This is a genomic window from Anaerobiospirillum sp. NML120449, assembly GCF_023051105.1.
Classification (GTDB): domain Bacteria; phylum Pseudomonadota; class Gammaproteobacteria; order Enterobacterales; family Succinivibrionaceae; genus Anaerobiospirillum.
Genome location: NZ_JALKIL010000036.1, coordinates 1 through 18,645 on the forward strand (window position 1 = coordinate 1; position 18,645 = coordinate 18,645).

Sequence of the window (18,645 nt, forward strand, 5' to 3'; positions counted from 1 at the left end):
TCAAGAGTTCTGCTACTGCCTCGCATTGCTTTAGCAATAACAGCCCCAACAAGCTCATCTCGTTCATAGTTAAGCTGCTCCAGCTCCTCAAGAGTTGCCTCCAGCCTCTTTCTAAGGCGAATAGCCTTTGCATTTGCCTCATCGATCTTGCGGTCCAGCACCTGGATACTCTTACCCCTTGGCATACATCATTCCCCCGTACTACTCGACTATCTCAATACCAGTAACGCCAGCCAGATCATCAATCTCATCCTGCTGCGGAAGCTGAGGCTCGTTTTTAAGAATGCGATCCAGACTGGTCTCTTTATCCTGCTGAGCAATAAGATACTTATCGCCTATCAATCTGCATTCCTCCCTCATAGCCTCCTCGTCAAGACCAAAACAAGAAAGTATCAGGGCCTGAGATTTAGAAAGCTTGCGCAGGCATGAATAGCGGCCCTTGTGGAGAATACAGTCAATAGTAATCATGTTCAGCAGTGCTATGGCCTTAGGCACACAAACTGGTTTACGTCCACGTGAGCTGCTAAGCCTTGTTTTGCCAAGAGCGGAGTAGATAGCACATCTGATGATAAGTGCTATAAACATGACAAACTCCTTGCCTACAAGCCTTTTGTCGGAATGAACTCGCACCTGCTCTCCACCAAGAAAGGTTTTACTGGAGCTGAAAATCTTCTCATTGCTGTCTCGTCCCTTGTAGAAGGCATAAGCCTGATCAGCTGTCATTTTCCTGGAGGTTATGATGCAGAAGTGGCCAGCCAGTAAAAAGCCGTCAGCAACGACATCCTCTTTCTCTTTTGCCCCGAGAAACACTCCTTTGCTGGAGTAGTTAAGATCAAAATACTCCTCATACTCTGGAGGGAACTCTTTGACAGTGTTAAGAGCCTTGTCAAAAGCCTGTTTCTGGCTCTTGATTCGATCCTCAATACTGCAAATCTCACTGCTCACTTTAGCTGGGCTCTTAAATACATGAACCCACCTTTCCTTGCCAAAAAGCTCATGCTTGAAAGTTGCGCCATATAGTGGGTTCTCTGAGCTTTTGATTCTGTATTCAGGATGATAATTGACCTCAGACTTGTTGATGACAAGATCCCTTACAAAGCGCTTGCTGCCCTTTGCCATGAGTACAAAATCAAAGCCTGCCTCATCAAGCTGAATTATGTTGTTCTCAGAGTAAAAGCCCCTGTCCATGACTACAGTAATCTTCTTGTAACCGTAAGAGCGCAGTCTGGCTATCAGGTCCTGGACCTGACTTACATCTGGGATTGAGCCCTGGTAAAGCATAAAGTCGAGAGGGACTTTATTCTTGCTGTCCATAGCCAGTGCAATGCCGACAATAGGCGCTCCTATGTTCTTTTTGGCATGTCCAAACTCCAGAATCTCAAGATCCCCTGCCTTTGAATTCTTATTTGAATGATCAATAGAGATCACGACCTCGGAATCTGCTTCAGAGGCATGTGACTCGTTCCACATTCTCAGAAACTCATCTACCTGCGAGAGCTCGATATCCGCAAACATACGGGAAAAGAAGCTGCTGTTGTAAGGCATTTGAGCTGGACCAAAAAGCGGAAACTCACGAGAGTACTCGTCGAACCTGCTCATAGCACTGTTCTCTTTGTTGATGAAGAAAGCGGATGCATCAAGGATTCTGCAGGCAATCTTCTCTCCAAAGACTCTCTTCAGCATATCGCTGATACCTTCGCGGGCAGCAATATTCTTCATGACAACATGAGACCCCACCTTAATGCTTGAGGAAAGTCTTGAATCGTATGTCGCTTCGTCAAGACCAAAATGCTCTGCATAGTAGTCATTAGGCTGCATAAGAGTGCGATCATCGTTATCAATCAGACGACCAATGGACTTTCTTACAGGCTTAGGGGTTCTCTTCTGAGTATTGCAGCGCTCAAGACCTACCAGAAGAAGGACATAGGTGTTGTCTTTCTCGCGCTTAAATACAATCTTTCCAGGTAGATTAGGCACCGGTACAACCATTCTAGGAATTAGCATTTTGACCTCTTAATTAATGTAGTGTAGTCACTACACTACATTATAATACAGAAGATCTTGGAAAACCAGGCCCAATTTGAAAATTTTTTGAAAAATTTTTAAGAAAAGGAGATAAAAGACGGGGAAAATTGAGGAGGGAGTGATTTAGTGTACTAAAATTGCAAAACTAACGTATAAATTGCCGTTTGCGGCCATACCACGGCGGCCTTAAATATCGGACTCTCAGACTGAAATTCAGTTAACAAACAACATCAAATAGATTGAATGTTTAACAAATGCATATGCATCTATACAGATTCACAGGATCTTCCATAAAAACAGCTTATACATCATATCCACGGCCCCCAATCATGTTTCATACACTATGATTTAAACGTCTGGCATAGCTGTTGCTAAATGTTATCTGGTAACAATAGAAAGGTCTGCTCAACTTCCCAAGGCAGACAGGCCTTGGAAAGTGAAACGACCTTGTCTTAAAGGTCGATCTTTCTGCTTTATAAAGGAGAAAAGTTATGGCCCTGTACGTTAATACGAATGTCAGCTCAATTAATGCGCAAAGAAAGCTCAGTAATGCAACCCTGAGCTTAAACACCTCATATCAGAGACTGTCCTCTGGTCTGCGTATCAATTCTGCAAAGGATGACGCTGCCGGTCTTCAGATCAGCGATCGTCTGACCTCTCAGATCAATGGTCTTAATCAGGGTAACCGTAACACCAATGACGGTATCGCCCTGGCCCAGACAATTGAAGGTGCACTGGACGAGACCACCAACATGCTCCAGCGTATCCGCGTACTGGCCGTACAGTCCGCCAACGGCACCAACTCCCAGAAAGACCGTGATGCTCTTCAGGAAGAGGTTACCCAGCTGTCAGCTGAAATCTCCCGTATTGCCCGCCAGACTACCTTTGCTGGTGAAAAGGTTCTTGATGGCCCAGTTGGACTCATACCTCAAAATGGTAAGCTTACATTCCAGGTAGGCGCCAATGCCGGTAATACCCTGGAGATGAACTGGTCAGACCCTTTTACCATGTCAGGTCTTGCAAAACAGGCTCAAATTGGTCAGGCTGAAGCTAAAAACAACGGTCTTGTTAAAATTAATAATGGTGCTGGTAATAATCAGCATGAGTATCGCTGGTCCGTTTCTTCTGCCAGCACCTCTACCAAGACTCTTGAGAACATCGACAAGATGATTCAGGCAGTGGACTCCAAGCGAGCAGGCCTTGGCGCTTTACAAAATAGAATGGAGAGCACCATCCGCAATCAGGCTAATATCTCTGAAAATCAGTCTGATGCCCGCAGCCGCATAAGAGACACAGACTTCGCCTCTGAGACTGCAGCTCTAACACAGAACAACATTATCCAGCAGGCTTCCCAGAGCGTTCTGGCACAGGCTAACCAGCGTCCAACTATCGCCCTGAGCCTGTTAGGCGGTTAATTATTACAGATTTCTTTCTCTATTATCATCGAGGCGGGCTAACACCCGCCTTTTTCATTTCCGCATGCTTCTAATTACATACCATAACGTTTTACAACGCATTATGTAAGCAGCTTCATAGTGTGAAATATGCCTTGCTTAATGTTCGTTTTATAGAGCATTATTTCAGACATCATTAGTGCAAGTTAAGTGTTATGCCAAGTCACCTTTCAGCTAAATCAAACTGACCTCTAAGCTTAAGTTAACGCCAATACATTCAAATTAGCAGCACTTGCACAAGGATAAGATTGCCGCTTATGACCGTGGCTCAAGCCGCCAACTGGTATGCGGGGACTGCCTGAGTTCCTGCAAAGATACGACCTTAATTTGATTCAATGTTTAACATATACAAACACATCTCTATCTCTTAAGCAGCTCCAGTCATCAAAGTCCATATATATCCCCTGCACAATGTATTTCAGCTGTCTCGTATCTTATTTATTCATAATATGGCATAGCTGTTGCTATCAGCTCCTTTAAATCAATAGAAAGGTCTGCTCAACTTCCCAAGGCAGACAGGCCTTGGAAAGTGAAACGACCTTGTCTTTAAGGTCGATCTTTCTGCTTTATAAAGGAGAAAAGTTATGGCCCTGTACGTTAATACGAATGTCAGCTCAATCAACGCGCAAAGAAAGCTCAGTAATGCAACCCTGAGCTTAAATACCTCATATCAGAGACTGTCCTCTGGTCTGCGTATCAACTCAGCAAAGGATGACGCAGCTGGTCTTCAGATCAGCGATCGACTGACCTCCCAGATTAATGGTCTGAATCAGGGTAACCGTAACACCAATGATGGTATTGCCCTGGCCCAGACTATTGAAGGTGCACTGGACGAGACCACCAACATGCTCCAGCGTATCCGCGTACTGGCCGTACAGTCCGCCAACGGTACCAACTCCGAAGCCGACCGTAAGGCTCTGCAGGAAGAGGTTACCCAGCTCTCCCAGGAAATTACCCGTATTGCCAACCAGACCACATTCGCCGGCCAGACTATTCTACAAGGCAAGGGTAAAGGCCTCATTCCTACCGACGGCAAACTGAGCTTCCAGGTAGGCGCTAATGCAGGCAATACCCTGGCTCTTAACTGGACTGATGCTTTTACTCTAAGCGGCATTGCTGATCAGGCTGGCATTCCTACAGCAAAACAAACAAAGACCAGAGGCTTTATGAAGAACGGCAATGATCTGCAGTTCACAATTTCTACTGCCTCACGCGCAACCCACCTTTTAGAAAACATTGACTCTCTGATTCAAGCCGTAGACTCCAAGCGTGCCGGTCTGGGTGCTTTACAAAATAGAATGGAAAGCACTATTCGCAATCAGGCAAATATCTCTGAAAATCAGTCTGATGCACGCAGCAGAATTCGTGACACAGACTTCGCCTCTGAGACTGCAGCTCTGACTCAGAACAATATTATTCAGCAGGCTTCTCAGACTGTACTGGCCCAGGCTAACCAGCGTCCAACTATCGCTCTGAGCCTGTTAGGCGGTTAATTCTTACAGATTTCTTTCTCTTTTATCATCGAGGCGGGCTAACACCCGCCTTTTTATTTCGCGTATAAATCCATTTAAATCGATATAGCCTGTATTATGTTTTATAGTGTATTTTGCGTCGCTTACCATGTTGTGGCTCGACAGGATATTCATGTGTTTGCTGTATCGGTATAGGGAGTGCTGCTACAGCTGCGTGAAATGCGGGTGGCATGAAAGAATGAGTCAGGTTGCGGGTGGCTTCTGGACACTGGTGATGTGCGCTGCGGGAAGTGGTGGATGGGATTTGTTGCAGGGAGGCTGCGGGCATAAAAATGGGGGCACACTGTTTGTGGCCCCCGCACCGATTGAACTTCCTTAATAAATGGAACTTTTTGCAGTGATGCACTGTTTCAGGCAAAGAAATCAGGACTGTGTTCCTGACTTATAGCAATCTTGCCGGACGGTTGAACCGGCATGGCCTTCAATGGCCTTTAATATGTGTGTATTACACATCCCATGAATACGGGATAAACAATATTATGCAGATACTTTTAATCCTTTCCCGGTAATTTTCATACCGGGACATGACTGCGGGCTTTGGCCTTAATTACAGGCTGTGGCATGGCAGTCCTTTTTCTGGACTCCTCATGGCCAGCTGAGCCCGATTAACAGCGAAGGACCCGGCGCAGACGTGCTGAGCATGACATGGCATGTCATGGCGTGTTGTGGCATGTAATGCCCGTATATGCGCGTTATGGCATATGTACAGGGCATGTATCAGCGCCCTGCTTGAGGATAATCAGGCCTGCATCAGGCTTCCCAGAGCACCGGTATTCTTGTCCGGATGCTCGCCTGTCTGCTGGAAAATCACCCAGTTTGCTACATTGGTAGCATGATCGCCAATACGCTCCAGGTACTTGGCCATCATGATAAGGTCCACAATGGTCACTGGTGAGTGCCCCTGCTCAGTGATCAGCGAAACCATCTGATCACGGGCCTTTACAAGGTAATCATCAACTATGTCATCGCGTTCGATGACCTGATTTGCAAGTGCCAGATCCTGAGTTACAAAAGCTTTGATAGCGTCATTAACCATGGCACGTGCGGCTAAGGCCATGTCCTCGATAAGCTTGAAGTTGCTTTTTTCAGTGTAGTCGAGGTTCATGACAATTTCAGCAATGTCACCGGCCTGATCGCCAATACGCTCCAGATCAGTAATGAGCTTTAAGGAGGCACTGACCAGACGCAGATCAGAGGCAATAGGCTGCTGATGAAGGATGATGCTCAGACAGAGGTTTTCAATCTCACGCTCTTTCTGATCGATCACGAAATCGGACTGATAAATGCTGCGGGCCAGCTCCTGATCGCCCTGCTGCAGAGCCTTGATGGCATCGTTCAGAGCGTTGTCGCACAGTTTACCCATGGACTCAATTTCGTCACACAGGTTGCGCAGCTGGTGGTTGTAAAGTTCACGCATGGAATTATCCCTATACTTGTTCTGCAGGTAAAACAGGCCTGATAAAGTTTGCTGACATATGCTGTAAACGCAACGCCGTAAAGCTCATAAATGCGTGGGGGCAATGCTTTGCCTCTGCCTGTCCAGGTTGTTGTTCTGTCAGGCATACCGAGCGTTAAGGCGCACTTGTCGGTGTGGTGCATGGGGCACGCAGTGCCGTATGCGTCGCACAGTGCGTACGGTGATCGCTTATCGCGCGGTGCATGGTGTGCGCGCGCTGTAAGGAGCACACGCGGCCGCAGTTCGTTGGTTTTGCAAATGTCAGTAAGCCTGATCCGTCATCATGTCCTCGATGGCCGCCTCTGCCCTCTATCCCATAAAGCAGAGCCTGCAGCCATTGTTGGACAGTGCATGTATCTACCTTGTTACCGGCAAAATGCCTGATGATTCAGGCACAGTCGTCGGCATTGATGTTCATAGCACTGTTTTCACACTGCTATGTGCCAGTCTGGCAGCAAAGCGGCGTAAAAGCCTGGGCTGTAGCAGTCCTGTGGTGCCACCACAGCCGCAGGAATATGATGACGGGCAGGTCTGTTAACCGAAACGGCCAGTGATGTACTCTTCGGTACGCTTGTCCTGAGGCTTGGAGAAGAGCTCATCAGTATTGTTGAACTCAACCAGATCGCCCAGCAGGAAGAAAGCAGTGTCATCGGAGATACGAACAGCCTGCTGCATGTTGTGGGTAACCATGATGATGGTGTACTTGTCCTTGAGCTCAACAGCCAGGTCCTCAATCTTGGAAGTGGAAATAGGATCCAGAGCGGAGGTTGGCTCGTCCATCAGAAGTACCTTTGGCTGTACGGCCAGAGCGCGGGCAATGCACAGACGCTGCTGCTGACCACCGGAAAGACCAAGAGCAGAGGTCTTGAGACGATCCTTGACCTCATCGAAAATGGCGGCCTGTCTTAAGCTGGTCTCAACAATCTCGTCAAGCTCACTGCGGTTTTTGACACCGTGAGTACGTGGACCATAGGCAATATTGTCGTAAATGCTCATTGGGAAAGGATTTGGCTTCTGGAATACCATGCCTACTTCCTTGCGCAGAGCAGATACATCGATGGACTTGTCGAGAATTTCCTGACCCTGATACTCAATGGAACCGGTAGTGGTAACACCTTCAACCAGGTCATTCATGCGGTTAAGAGTCTTGATGAAGGTGGACTTGCCGCAGCCGGATGGGCCAATGAATGCGGTAATGGCATTGGACTTAATCTGCATGTTGATGTCCTTGAGGGCGTGGTGATCGCCATTGCCATACCAGAGGTTGAAGTTGCTGACGTTGAAAACCAGGTTGTCAGATACAGTATTGATCTCGCTCATTTTTGTATTCCTGCCTCATGGGCTTTTATCAGCTGCCGTAAGCTCTTTGCCAGGCCGGCTCATACCATGTTCACATAGCCGGTCTTAACCGGCTGGGTAAGACCAGTAACAGTATTACAGTCACTGTCACTGCTGGTCCTTTACTGCCAGTGATTCTCTGTTCTTTAGTGGCAGCGGCATGAAATGCCTGAGCAGCTGTGGCCTGAGGCCATGTAATTCTTTGCGTTAAGGAAACAGTTCAATCAGTGCCCTCAGGGCGGCACCATACCCTCTCTCTTATGTCTGAGTATTGTTAAGATGTATTCAGTTAAGGCATCTTGCGAGGCGCCAGGCTGTGCAGGCGCCTGTTGCAGCTGTGGGCTGCATCATGGTGTCCTAGACGCGGGCCTTGCCAGCGCGGCGCTTGAGACGTGCTCCCATGGTGGATGCCATGAGGTTGATGATGAAGCTCATAATCAGCAGGATAGCGGCGATTACGAAAGCAACCTCGAACTCACCCTGCTCCTTGGCGTAAACATACAGAGCTACAGTCAGGGTGGAACCGGAGTTGGCCAGACCATCGATAAAGCCGTTTAAGGTGTGGGCAAAGCCGGCGGTGAACAGCAGAGCAGCGGACTCACCCATCATACGGCCTACAGCCAGAATACAGCCGGTTACGATACCGTCTACGCAGCAAGGCAGAACAACAGTCTTGATAACACGGAACTTGGCAGCACCAAGACCAAAAGCACCTTCACGGTAACCGGATGGAACAGTCTTGAGGCTCTCCTGAGTGGTACGGATGATGGTTGGCAGAGTCATGATTACCAGGGTCAGAGCACCAGCAAGCAGAGAGGTCTGCAGACCGAAGAACTGACAGAAAATAAGCATACCTACCAGACCATAGATAATGGATGGAATACCTGCCAGGGTCTCAATGGCATATTCGATGACATTTACGAGACGGCGTGAGGTGGCATACTCATTTAAGTAGATAGCAGCTCCTACACCTAAAGGCAGTACCAGTACCAGGGCGGCTACAATGATGTAAACGGTGTTGAGAATATCAGGCAGCACACCAATGGAACGGGTCAGATAGCTTGGCTTGGTGGAGATGATCTGCCAGGAAAAATGTGGAATTGACTCGATGAGAATGTAGCCAATAAGGAAGAAAACCAGCGATACGGTAAGGCCGGTGCACAGGTACATCATTCCTTTCATCAAAGAAGCGTACATCTTGCGCTGGAAGGCATTACGGGATGGAGCAAACACGGCTCCGGTCTGGAACTGGCTCTTAGCTGAGCTCTTACTGCCTGAAGAGGCGGACATGGAAACAGTAGTGTCAGACATTTTATTATTCACAGTATGTGTTCCCCTGAATCACAGGTGTTCAGACTTCCGGCGCTGAGCCCCTTACGGGAGTTTTTCGTTTGTATCTGATCTTGTTACCGGGCCGGAATTAATGCTTTTTGCTGGCCTGTCTGTGACAGGGAGACAGTAAATCTGGTATCGGGCAGCTGGTATGTTGTCACTGCCCGGCCGTTACAGACTCTCGGGCTCTTACTTCTGGCCTTTCTTGAGAATCATGTTAAGGGTGGCATTGATCATCATGATGAAGATGAACAGTACCAGAGCAATAGAGAACAGAGCGTCACGCTGCAGACCTGAAGCATAGGACATTTCTGATGCCACGGCAGTGGTCAGGAAGCGTACGGACTCGAAAATCGATGGCATGTTAGGAACGTTACCGGCAACCATCATAACGGCCATAGCCTCACCAATGGCACGACCTACGCCCAGAACAACTGCTGAGGCGATGCCGCTCTTGGCAGCTACTACGCTGACACGGAAAACGGTTTCAATCTTGTTGGCACCAAGGGCCAGAGAACCAAGCTCGTACTCTTCAGGAACTGCACGTAAGGCAGTGATGGAGACCTTGATGATGGATGGCAGAATCATGATGGTCAGCACCAGGATAGCTGCCAGGAGGCTGGCACCGTCAGGCAGGTTGAACACGCGCTGAACGAATGGAACCAGCACCAGCATACCGATAAAACCGTAAACTACGGATGGGATACCGGCCAGCAGATCGATTAAAGGTTCTACAGAACTGGCAATGGAGCGGGGGGCAATCTTGGCAAGGTATACGGCGCAGAAAAAGCCCAGAGGAAGACCCAGGACGATAGCACCACCGGTGCCGTAAAAAGAGGTAAGGATGAATGGCAGAATACCGAACTTTGGCTCAGCGGCTGTAGAAGCCCAGGTATCGCCAAAAAGGAAATCGTACAGGCCTACTTCAGCAATGGCTGGAAGACCGGCAATGATAAGGTAAATACTGATGAGGATTACGAGAGCAATGTTGATAAGGCCAAAGCACAGGAAGAAATAGCGTGCTGCCTCTTCAATGTCCCAGCGGGAGGATTTTGTTCTGATCATTTCGGCTAAAAGTTCAATCTGGTTTTCAGGCAGATAAACATTGCTGCCCGATGCGCTTTGCGCAGATACGCCCCAGAACAGCAACTGCTCTTATGCAGTACTCCGGGGTGTCATGGTCTGATTACAAACCTCCTGAGCCGGATTAACACAGGGCCCAGGTATGTCCCGACAGCCTGTGGCTGACAGGATTCTGTTATCCGTGATGTCCTCATCGCAGTTGACTGTCTTAATCGTGAGCAGTACAGCCTGTGATGTCTTTAATCTCCTTCCAGGGCCGTCGGACACGGACGGCCCCAGGAGAGCTGCGCAGCATATGCTGCATACTGTGCGGCCTGAGTATGAGACAGAACACTTTTGTATCTTTATTCTGTCCTTATCTCCTGCCCGGGCTGTCACCAGCCTGCCGCCGGGCAGATAAGTTACAGTTGCTTATTACTCAGCTACTGGAACAACACCGGTCATCTTTACGATTTCGGAGGCCTCAGGTGACAGAGCGTACTTGAGGAAGGACTTGACGGCATCAGTCTGCTCGACACCCTTCTTGGTAACCATTAAGAATGGACGCTGTAACTTGTAGGAACCGTCCTTGATGGTAGCTTCGCTGGCAACTACACCACCAACGGAAACAGTCTTAATCTTCTTGCTGACAGCGGACAGGGAGGCGTAACCTACAGCGTTAACGTTCTTGGAAACAGTGGTCATAACGTCACCGGTGGAGGTCAGTTCCTGACGGTACTTGCAGGAATCCTTGGTGTCAGTTACGGTCTCAAAGCCGTCACGGGTACCGGAACCGGCTTCACGGCCGATCAGAACGATTGGGTGATCCTCACCACCAACCTGCTTCCAGTTGGTTACCTTGCCGGTATAAACGTCCTTGATCTGCTCGAGGGTGAGGTCAGAAACAGGGTTCTTAGGGTTAACAACAACTACGATGCCGTCCAGGGCAACAACGTGAGCATCCAGGGTCTTGGTCTCATCACCCTTTAAACCACGGGAAGCCAGACCAATGTCGGTACGGCCTTCAGCTGCAGCGGCGATGCCGGCACCAGAACCGGTTGGGCTGTAGGTGAACTTGATGTCCTTGTTCTTCTCAGTGAAGGACTCACCCAGAGCACCAATCAGATACTCCATGGAAGTGGAACCGTCAGTGGAAACAGAGCCGGCAGCGTGAGCAGGAGCTAAAGCGGCGGCGGCTAACATGGCACTGGCAGAAAGGGCGGCAAATAACTTGTTGAATTTCATGGAAACACTCTCCTTGGTTTTGATGCGCTTATGGTAGAAATCAAAAGTTAAATAAAAAAAGCCCAATTGTTAAAAGGCTGTAAAATACCCCGCTATTTTTTGACCATCCTCACACTTTGCCCTCCGCCCTGCTGTAAGCTTGATAAACAGGCCTTTTTCACAGAAAACCTACACCCCATCACCCAAAATACACCAGGATCCCAGTAAGGCCATATTTATCGCGTATTTCCCATGGCTGTGGCCCTCAGGCTTTTATTGTTAAAGAATTGTTAAAACAACGCCCGCCCCTGTAATTTTTGGAAAATATTTATCTATTAGTCCGTCACCGGCGCCATATACTCCGCAAAAACACTTCAGCCAGACCAATATACGTACACTTACCGCCAAACTGCATCTAACCCCTGAGCATTACCTGTTATCCCATTATTAATAATCCCGCCCGCTCAGGGATCAGGATCCATATGAAGTCATAGCTGTGCCTTACCGCCATGTATACCCGCACTAAGCTTCATGCTTTGCCACATACATATAGCAGTGGAGCTGGTAACACCATGCCCAGACCTTTAGCTTTATATAGCAAGGTCACTTTCCCCGGCATCAGATCTCAATATTGTCATGGCCGATGTTGATGGTGCCTGCCTCACACAGCTCAGCCCCTCCCCTAAGCCTGAAAAAGACTCTGCATGCGTACCCGACACTTATGAGCTTTCGTTCCCTGCCGGTTACCTGCCAACATGCATACACATACTCCCTGCAGGCACAGGCACAGACGACGTTCATGATCCAGTCACAGAGCGCAGATCCTTACAACTGTGCAGGCGCCCGCCCCGTTCACAGCCTATGGTTATACATATACAGTCTTTTACATGGCCCGGGCAATGGATAGTGCTCTGAATCAGAACCTCTTTGCACAGAGAAGAATAAGCATGCTGTCGGCAGACAGTCCATCCGGGCATGCTCGTAACACTTGCACTCTCGTTCGTGATCCTGATGAAGACTGCCAGGCTCTATGCCCTGTTGCCCGGACCACTTCTTTCCTTGTGACGCTCTTTGCTTGCGATCTGATGCACAGTGCCACCAAATAAGATGTAATGATGACCAGATCGGCTGTCCATGCTAATCACAACAGCCTGAACGCACCCATGCCCCACATGCATACGCATGGATTTATGTCCGGCATGCTCACAGCCATATACCCCCATGTCTCTCCGGCATGCCAAAGGCATATGTGTGGATGTTTATCTGGCTGGCTCACTGGCATATACATGGATGTGCGTCAGGCTGGTTCACTGGCATATGCCGGGGGTGTGTCTTGCAAGTTCAGGCGCACGATCATGCGGGCCCTGACTGTATTTGCGTGCAGGGTATTGCGATTTACAGTCACGGATATAAATATGATATATATCGCTTTCTGTCGTTGTCTCTACCCTGCAGTGAGTAGATAGCCTTTTTCCTGCCTCTGGTATATGATAGGGCCACTCATCCATAAAGGTCAGTCAGCTGCTGTATGCTCTAAGTGCAGACAGTCAGCTTATCCTCACGGACCGCTCAGGTCCTGCGGCAGTATCAGCCTTTACCATCTGCCGTATTATCTGACCAGTCACTTATTGAATACCGATCCATAACATTATGGCTATCTACTACTTCCTGTTATTCGTAGGAACAATGTACAGCTGGCTGCCCATGGGCTAGGGCTCAACAGCAGCCGACTCTCTGTTCCACCTGCGTATATACGCAACTGTATTGAAGATAATGCACCGCAAGGCAAGGCCACTGCCTGCCTCTATTACAGCTCCACAGCTGCATAGGATAAGTGCTCTGTCTTCAGACAGCCTGTGCAGCAAAGAGTACAGATGATCAGGCACTTGCCTGTCATCTCAGTGCAAGATACGAATTTCAGGCAGAGTGATAAGTATTCCCGCCCCGTGGCCCGGTAGTGTTACCTGTTAATTGCTCCATGGTGACAGCCCGGCTCCTGCCTACCTGAAAATACCCTTTAATAATAACCGGCAGAACTTTGCTCACTGCTCCGGGAAGTCCGGCGCAGTACCGTTCAGGGCTCAGCTGCTTTATGTCCGGCCTGTCCATCCATGATGGTCAAGCTCAGGAACCTGATACTGCGCACGCTTTGCGCCACATGCATCATGACCTTATGAGGCTCAACGCCCATAAGTGCTGGCACTGCAGCCAGCGATATTGATGAGTGGACGGCATCATATGTCCAGATAATGCACATGCCCACAGACATAATCAGACCGTCGCCCGGCACTACGAGCAAAGACAGTCCAGCCGCATAAGCTGCCAGCTTTCCAGTACTGAAGCCTCAGCTGCATACTAAAGCTGCTGCTGCACGGTAAGAACAGTGCTCAGTCACTATAGGCTCGAGCACGATACTGCGAGCAGCCAAGGATGATGCTGCAATGACAGATATCAGACCTGGCAATACCCGTGGAAGCATAAATATGGCGGAAAGGCGTAAGACGCCCGGTTCAAAGCCGAGTACAGTCATGCATACGGACGCATATATTCCCGGCCGCTGGTCTCAATGACCAGCAACAGTAAGACGTCCGGTCATAAAGATAAAAAGAAGCCTGAAAGTCAGGCATAAGGCGGCAATCTCAGGCCTGTGCATTTATACCTGGGAGTATTGCCAGCCACGGTGGCATTTGCCGCCGCCTGTCCTCAGTAAAACAGGATTAGTCCATGTCCAATAACGAACAGATTCATGGCGCAGCTGACACAGTGCCAGAGCATGACTGTGTGCCGCCTCTTAAAGATGAGATAAAAGATACCCTCAAGCTTTTTGGCCCTGTTTTCCTGGGCATGATTGCCACTACAGCAACAGGTGTGGTTGATACCATCATGGCCGGTTATGCAGGCTCAGTGCACCTTGCAGGTGTGGCTATTGGCGCGTCCTTCTTCTGGCCGGCTGCTCTTTTTGTTATTGGCCTTGCTCTGATTGTTCAGCCAACCGTAGCCCATCTGCGCGGATCAGGTGACTTCGACAAGATACCGGTTCAGGTATGGCTTGCCACTGTGGTGGTGCTGACCGCCTCATTTATTGTGGCCGTGGGCACCAGTCTTATGCCTCTGCTCTTTGACCTGCTTACTGATGCCGATGAGCAGATGATGTACATAGGACGATGGTATCTGATTTCCACAGCTGCAGGTGTTCCGGGCTTTGCCCTCTTTGCCCTGATGAGAAATTACTGGGAGGGACTGGGAGTTACAGTTCCATCATCGGTCTTTGGATTTTTTGCTCTCTTTATTAATATCCCGCTCAACTACATCTTTATTTTCGGCAAGTTCGGCGCGCCTGAACTGGGCGGTATTGGCTGTGGTGTAGCCACAACAGCTACGGTCTACATTACTGTCATCCTCATGTACTTTTACGTGCGCCGGGCTCCACGCTTTGCCAGCACCCGTATTTACGGACGTACCTACCCGGTAAGCTGGCATCAGATAAAGAACTATCTGGCCCTGTCCGTACCCCTTGCACTGTCTACCACCATTGAGATGACATGTTTTTCCCTGGTAGCGCTCTTCCTTGCGTCATTTGGCGCTGTAACCGTATCAGGCCATACCATTGCCATGAATGTCTCGGGCGTTATCTACATGATTCCGCTGTCACTTGCGTCAGCAGTGGCCATACGCACCGGTGCAGCTCTGGGGGCTGGTCACTGGCAGCGTGCCCGTCAGGCCGCCCGCGCCGCCATTGTGCTGGGCCTTATGCTCTATGCAGGCTACTTTTCGGTGCTGCTGGCTTTCAGAGAGCAAATAGTATCCCTGTACAGTAATGATCCTGAGGTAGTAAACCTTGGTATTACCCTGCTGATGTTCTGCCTTGTCTACCTGCTGCCTGAAAACATAATGACTGTAGCCTCTGGTGTAGTACGAGGCTTTAAGGACACCAGAACCATTTTCATTATTACTCTGGCAATTTACTGGGTAGCCGGTCTGCCTCTGGGCGCCCTGCTGGCCTTTGGCTATGCCTGGCCTGAAGAGCTGGGAGCACAGGGCTTCTGGATAGGCTTTATCAGCGCGCTTACCTGCGGCTGCGTGCTCTACGTCTCACGCATTATTTATCTTTTTAGCCGCAAGAAGCTGCCGCACACCTTCCATATGACCGATCCAGTCATGAAATAACAGCTCCACCAGGCATGCTGCCCTGCCCGGGCCATGCCCAAAGCAAGACGCTGCCAGCCCGGCCAGCCAGCTGTCCTGGCCCATACATCCTGAAGCCTGCCATGGAGGCATCATCCAGAGCCTGCAGAGCAGTATGAAAACATTGCCAGTTAAGCAGGCAGGGCCCTCACCCTGTACCGCCCTGCAATTTGGAAATCTTATGCAGGCTGGGACTGCGACTGTCATGCCATGCCCTGCAATTTGGAAATCTTATGCAGGCTGGGACTGACACTGCCATGCCATGCCCTGCAATTTGGAAACCTTATGCAGGCTGGGACTGCTACTGTCATAACCTGTCCTGCAATTTTGAAATCTTAAGAAAAAGGAGAGTTTGCCATGTCCTTATACACAAGGCCTGAGAGCATCAGACCAACCAACGCACCTAACAGCCTGTCCTCCTCATCATCTTCCTCTAATGAGTGTGCTGCGGGCAGCTCTTTTGTGGAATATGATCTGACCCTGCCAGAGGGTTTCATGGGTGCCGGCTGCGCACATGTGCTGCCAATATATCGGTCCAAAACTTGATTTCCGGGATAGACATTAATTTATGGAAAACACCATTAAGCCTCAGAGCAGCAGCAACAGCAGTGCTGCCCAGATGGAAATTGTTCCTGGTTATGGCCAGGATATCAGAAGAACCTTCAAGCTGTTCTGGCCTATCTTCCTTGGTCAGATTGCTACTACTGCCATGTCCGTGGCCGACACTGTCATGTCGGGTATTGCCGGATCAGTGCAGCTTGCCGGTGTGGCTATCGGCACCTCTTTTTATCTGCCGGCTGTGCTCTTTATCGTAGGCATGTCGCTGGCCATTCAGCCTACAGTAGCTCAGCTGCGCGGATCAGGACATACAGAGCTCATTGCCCGCAAGATGCATCTTGCCACCGTGATTATTCTGGTAACTTCGGTGATTATCGGCATCATGGTCAGCCTTATGCCTCTGATTTACCGTTTTATGCCTGATGTTGACCAGGAAATGGTCAGGGTAGGTCAGGGTTATCTCATTGCTGTAGCCCTCGGTATGCCGGGATTTGCCATGTTTAATATTCTGCGTGGCTACTGGGAGGGACTGGGCAACACACTGCCATCATCAGTATTTGGCATCCTTGCCCTGGTGCTCAACGTTCCCCTCAACTACATCTTTATTTTCGGCAAATTCGGCGCTCCGGAACTGGGCGGTATTGGCTGTGGCGTAGCAACCACTGTTGCTATCTATATTTCTGTGATCTTCATGTTAATCTACATCAAGACCTCAAAGTTCTACGCCCGCTACCGCATTTACGAGCACATGTTCAAAATCACAGCCAAAGAGGTCAAAGAGTTTCTGCACTTTGGTTTCCCTCTGGCTCTGTCTACCACTATTGAAGTAACCTGCTTCTCCCTGGTAGCCGTGCTGCTCTCTCCTTTTGGACCTGTAGTAGTAGCAAGCCATACAGTTGCCATGAACGTGTCGGCCATTATCTTCATGATTCCTATGGCCATTGCCTCAGCTACCACCATACGTGTAGGTGAAGCCATGGGTGCCGGTCACTGGCTGCGTGCTCAGCGCACCGCCATTGGTGCCATCATCATGGGCCTGTTCTTCTACGTGCTGTGCTTTATCATTGTCATTGCCTTCCACGACCCTATTATCGACATGTATACCGATGATCCTGAGGTCTTTGTGCTGGGCTCCACTCTGCTGCTGTACTGCGCTGCTTTCCTGCTGCCTGACAGCCTGCAGGTAATTGGTATTGGCATTCTGCGCGGCTTTAAGGACTCACGCACTATCTTCATCATCACCATTGTGGCCTACTGGATTGTAGGCATGCCTGTGGGCTATACCCTGGGCTATGGTCTGACTGGTGAACCTATGGCGGCTCAGGGCTTCTGGATTGGCTTTATCTGTGCCCTTACAGTAGCCTGTCTGCTTTATCTGGCCCGTACTTTCTATCTGTTCAGGACCAGAAAACTGCCAAAGACCTTTGTCCTGTCCAGCTCGGACGTCATGGATGAAGTACGCGACGAGGTTATGAAGAGCAACGAGCAGGCAGAGCGCGACTTCCTTGCCCAGTCAGGCCACCAGGCCTACGCTGATGCCAATATGATCGCGGCCTCACAGTATGCCACCGGCTCAGCCAGCTCAGCTGCAGCAACCGCCGCTCAAGCGGCTGACAACGGCAGCCAGTCATATGAGCAAAGTGGACGCTAATAAAGCGGTCACAGTCTTGATAATAATCGCGCAACTCCATGCGCACTGACCGTTAATCCGGTTCAAGCTCAAAGGGCCTGACAGTATTACTGTCAGGCCCTTTTTTCATTACAAAACAAGTTATAAATTATTTGCCAGAACAGGTGCAGGACGGGCACGCGTCTCTATGAGCGACAGCTCGTAGCTGCCGCCACCTTTGTCATTACTGTCACTGCCTGCTCCCCTCAATACTCATCTCAAGCCCAAATTATGACTGCCTGCCATCAGCCCACCGTATTCAATATGGCCGCCCGTTACCTTTTACTGCCTTATGTTCAAAAAACTCATTGCATCAAAGATGCATTGCATAACAGTTGGCATAAAAGCCTGACAACAGTCTGAGTTAAATTTGCCTGGCATGCCGCAGTATGGCATTAGTGGCGCAGCATGGCATGACGCGGCATAGCATAGCCTGCGTGGCGTCGCGTGCATGGCATAGCCTGCGTGGCGTCGCGCGCATGGCATTGCGTGGCATGGTATTGAGTGGCGTGCATGGCGACAAATGCAGCTTAAGGTTGAGAACTGACTGTGCGCATAAATCAACTGTCGACAATCAACTATCCACAGGCCATGCGTTCATTAATTCATTCATGCATACATGTATGGATGGATGGATGCACGAGTACACACGCTTCATCTTTGCCACGAGACACGTAAGCCGGGAATTAATTCCACATCATACCTGCATGATAATACTTTATAAAATATTTATTAGTTCCAGTACATGATTAGCGCACGTCATCCTCACTTATGGTGGGTGATGCTTAAGGGATCAGTCTGGAGATCCGG

The 18,645-nt window shown here is 49.4% G+C and carries 11 protein-coding genes; 4 read left to right on the top strand and 7 right to left on the bottom strand.

Translation table 11 applies throughout. From position 1 onward, the window contains the following. Together MXE41_RS09945 and MXE41_RS09950 are read right to left on the bottom strand one after the other, a co-directional pair. On the bottom strand, positions 1-185 hold a 185-nt coding region (locus MXE41_RS09945; RefSeq protein ID WP_247100375.1), incomplete at its 3' end, for a hypothetical protein. A 16-nt stretch (positions 186-201) separates the two neighbouring features. Continuing rightward, on the bottom strand, positions 202-2,004 hold the full coding sequence (locus tag MXE41_RS09950) for a transposase (protein WP_247100376.1): 1,803 nt from the start codon (positions 2,002-2,004) through the stop codon (positions 202-204). Positions 2,005-2,516: 512 nt separating this feature from the next. Here MXE41_RS09950 and MXE41_RS09955 point away from each other — a divergent pair. Beyond that, positions 2,517-3,440 carry a flagellin gene (locus tag MXE41_RS09955; RefSeq protein ID WP_247100377.1) on the top strand — a complete coding sequence of 308 codons (924 nt, stop codon included), beginning with the start codon at positions 2,517-2,519 and terminating at the stop codon, positions 3,438-3,440. A 623-nt stretch (positions 3,441-4,063) separates the two neighbouring features. Continuing rightward, positions 4,064-4,972, top strand: a complete 909-nt coding sequence (locus tag MXE41_RS09960; protein WP_247100378.1) for a flagellin — start codon at positions 4,064-4,066, stop codon at positions 4,970-4,972. Positions 4,973-5,750: 778 nt separating this feature from the next. On the opposite strand, the gene phoU is transcribed toward MXE41_RS09960, so the two are convergent. The 5 genes from phoU to MXE41_RS09985 form a co-directional block, all read right to left on the bottom strand. Beyond that, entirely contained in the window at positions 5,751-6,428 is a 678-nt protein-coding gene (gene phoU, locus MXE41_RS09965; RefSeq protein WP_247100379.1) for a phosphate signaling complex protein PhoU, read from the bottom strand. Positions 6,429-7,001: 573 nt separating this feature from the next. Next, on the bottom strand, positions 7,002-7,787 hold the full coding sequence (gene pstB / locus MXE41_RS09970) for a phosphate ABC transporter ATP-binding protein PstB (protein ID WP_246977231.1): 786 nt from the start codon (positions 7,785-7,787) through the stop codon (positions 7,002-7,004). Between the two features lie 375 nt (positions 7,788-8,162). Then, positions 8,163-9,116, bottom strand: coding sequence for a phosphate ABC transporter permease PstA (pstA, locus tag MXE41_RS09975; RefSeq protein ID WP_246977230.1), 954 nt, complete (start codon positions 9,114-9,116; stop codon positions 8,163-8,165). A 210-nt stretch (positions 9,117-9,326) separates the two neighbouring features. After that, positions 9,327-10,202, bottom strand: coding sequence for a phosphate ABC transporter permease subunit PstC (gene pstC, locus MXE41_RS09980; RefSeq protein WP_247074044.1), 876 nt, complete (start codon positions 10,200-10,202; stop codon positions 9,327-9,329). Between the two features lie 432 nt (positions 10,203-10,634). Then, positions 10,635-11,510, bottom strand: a complete 876-nt coding sequence (locus MXE41_RS09985) for a phosphate ABC transporter substrate-binding protein (RefSeq protein ID WP_247074042.1) — start codon at positions 11,508-11,510, stop codon at positions 10,635-10,637. A gap of 2,637 nt (positions 11,511-14,147) precedes the next feature. Here MXE41_RS09985 and MXE41_RS09990 point away from each other — a divergent pair. Both MXE41_RS09990 and MXE41_RS09995 read left to right on the top strand, forming a co-directional pair. After that, positions 14,148-15,590 (top strand): MATE family efflux transporter, encoded by a 1,443-nt coding sequence (locus MXE41_RS09990; RefSeq protein ID WP_246977227.1) that lies wholly within the window; start codon positions 14,148-14,150, stop codon positions 15,588-15,590. A gap of 586 nt (positions 15,591-16,176) precedes the next feature. Continuing rightward, entirely contained in the window at positions 16,177-17,817 is a 1,641-nt protein-coding gene (locus tag MXE41_RS09995) for an MATE family efflux transporter (RefSeq protein WP_247100380.1), read from the top strand. Positions 17,818-18,645: the final 828 nt, after the last annotated feature.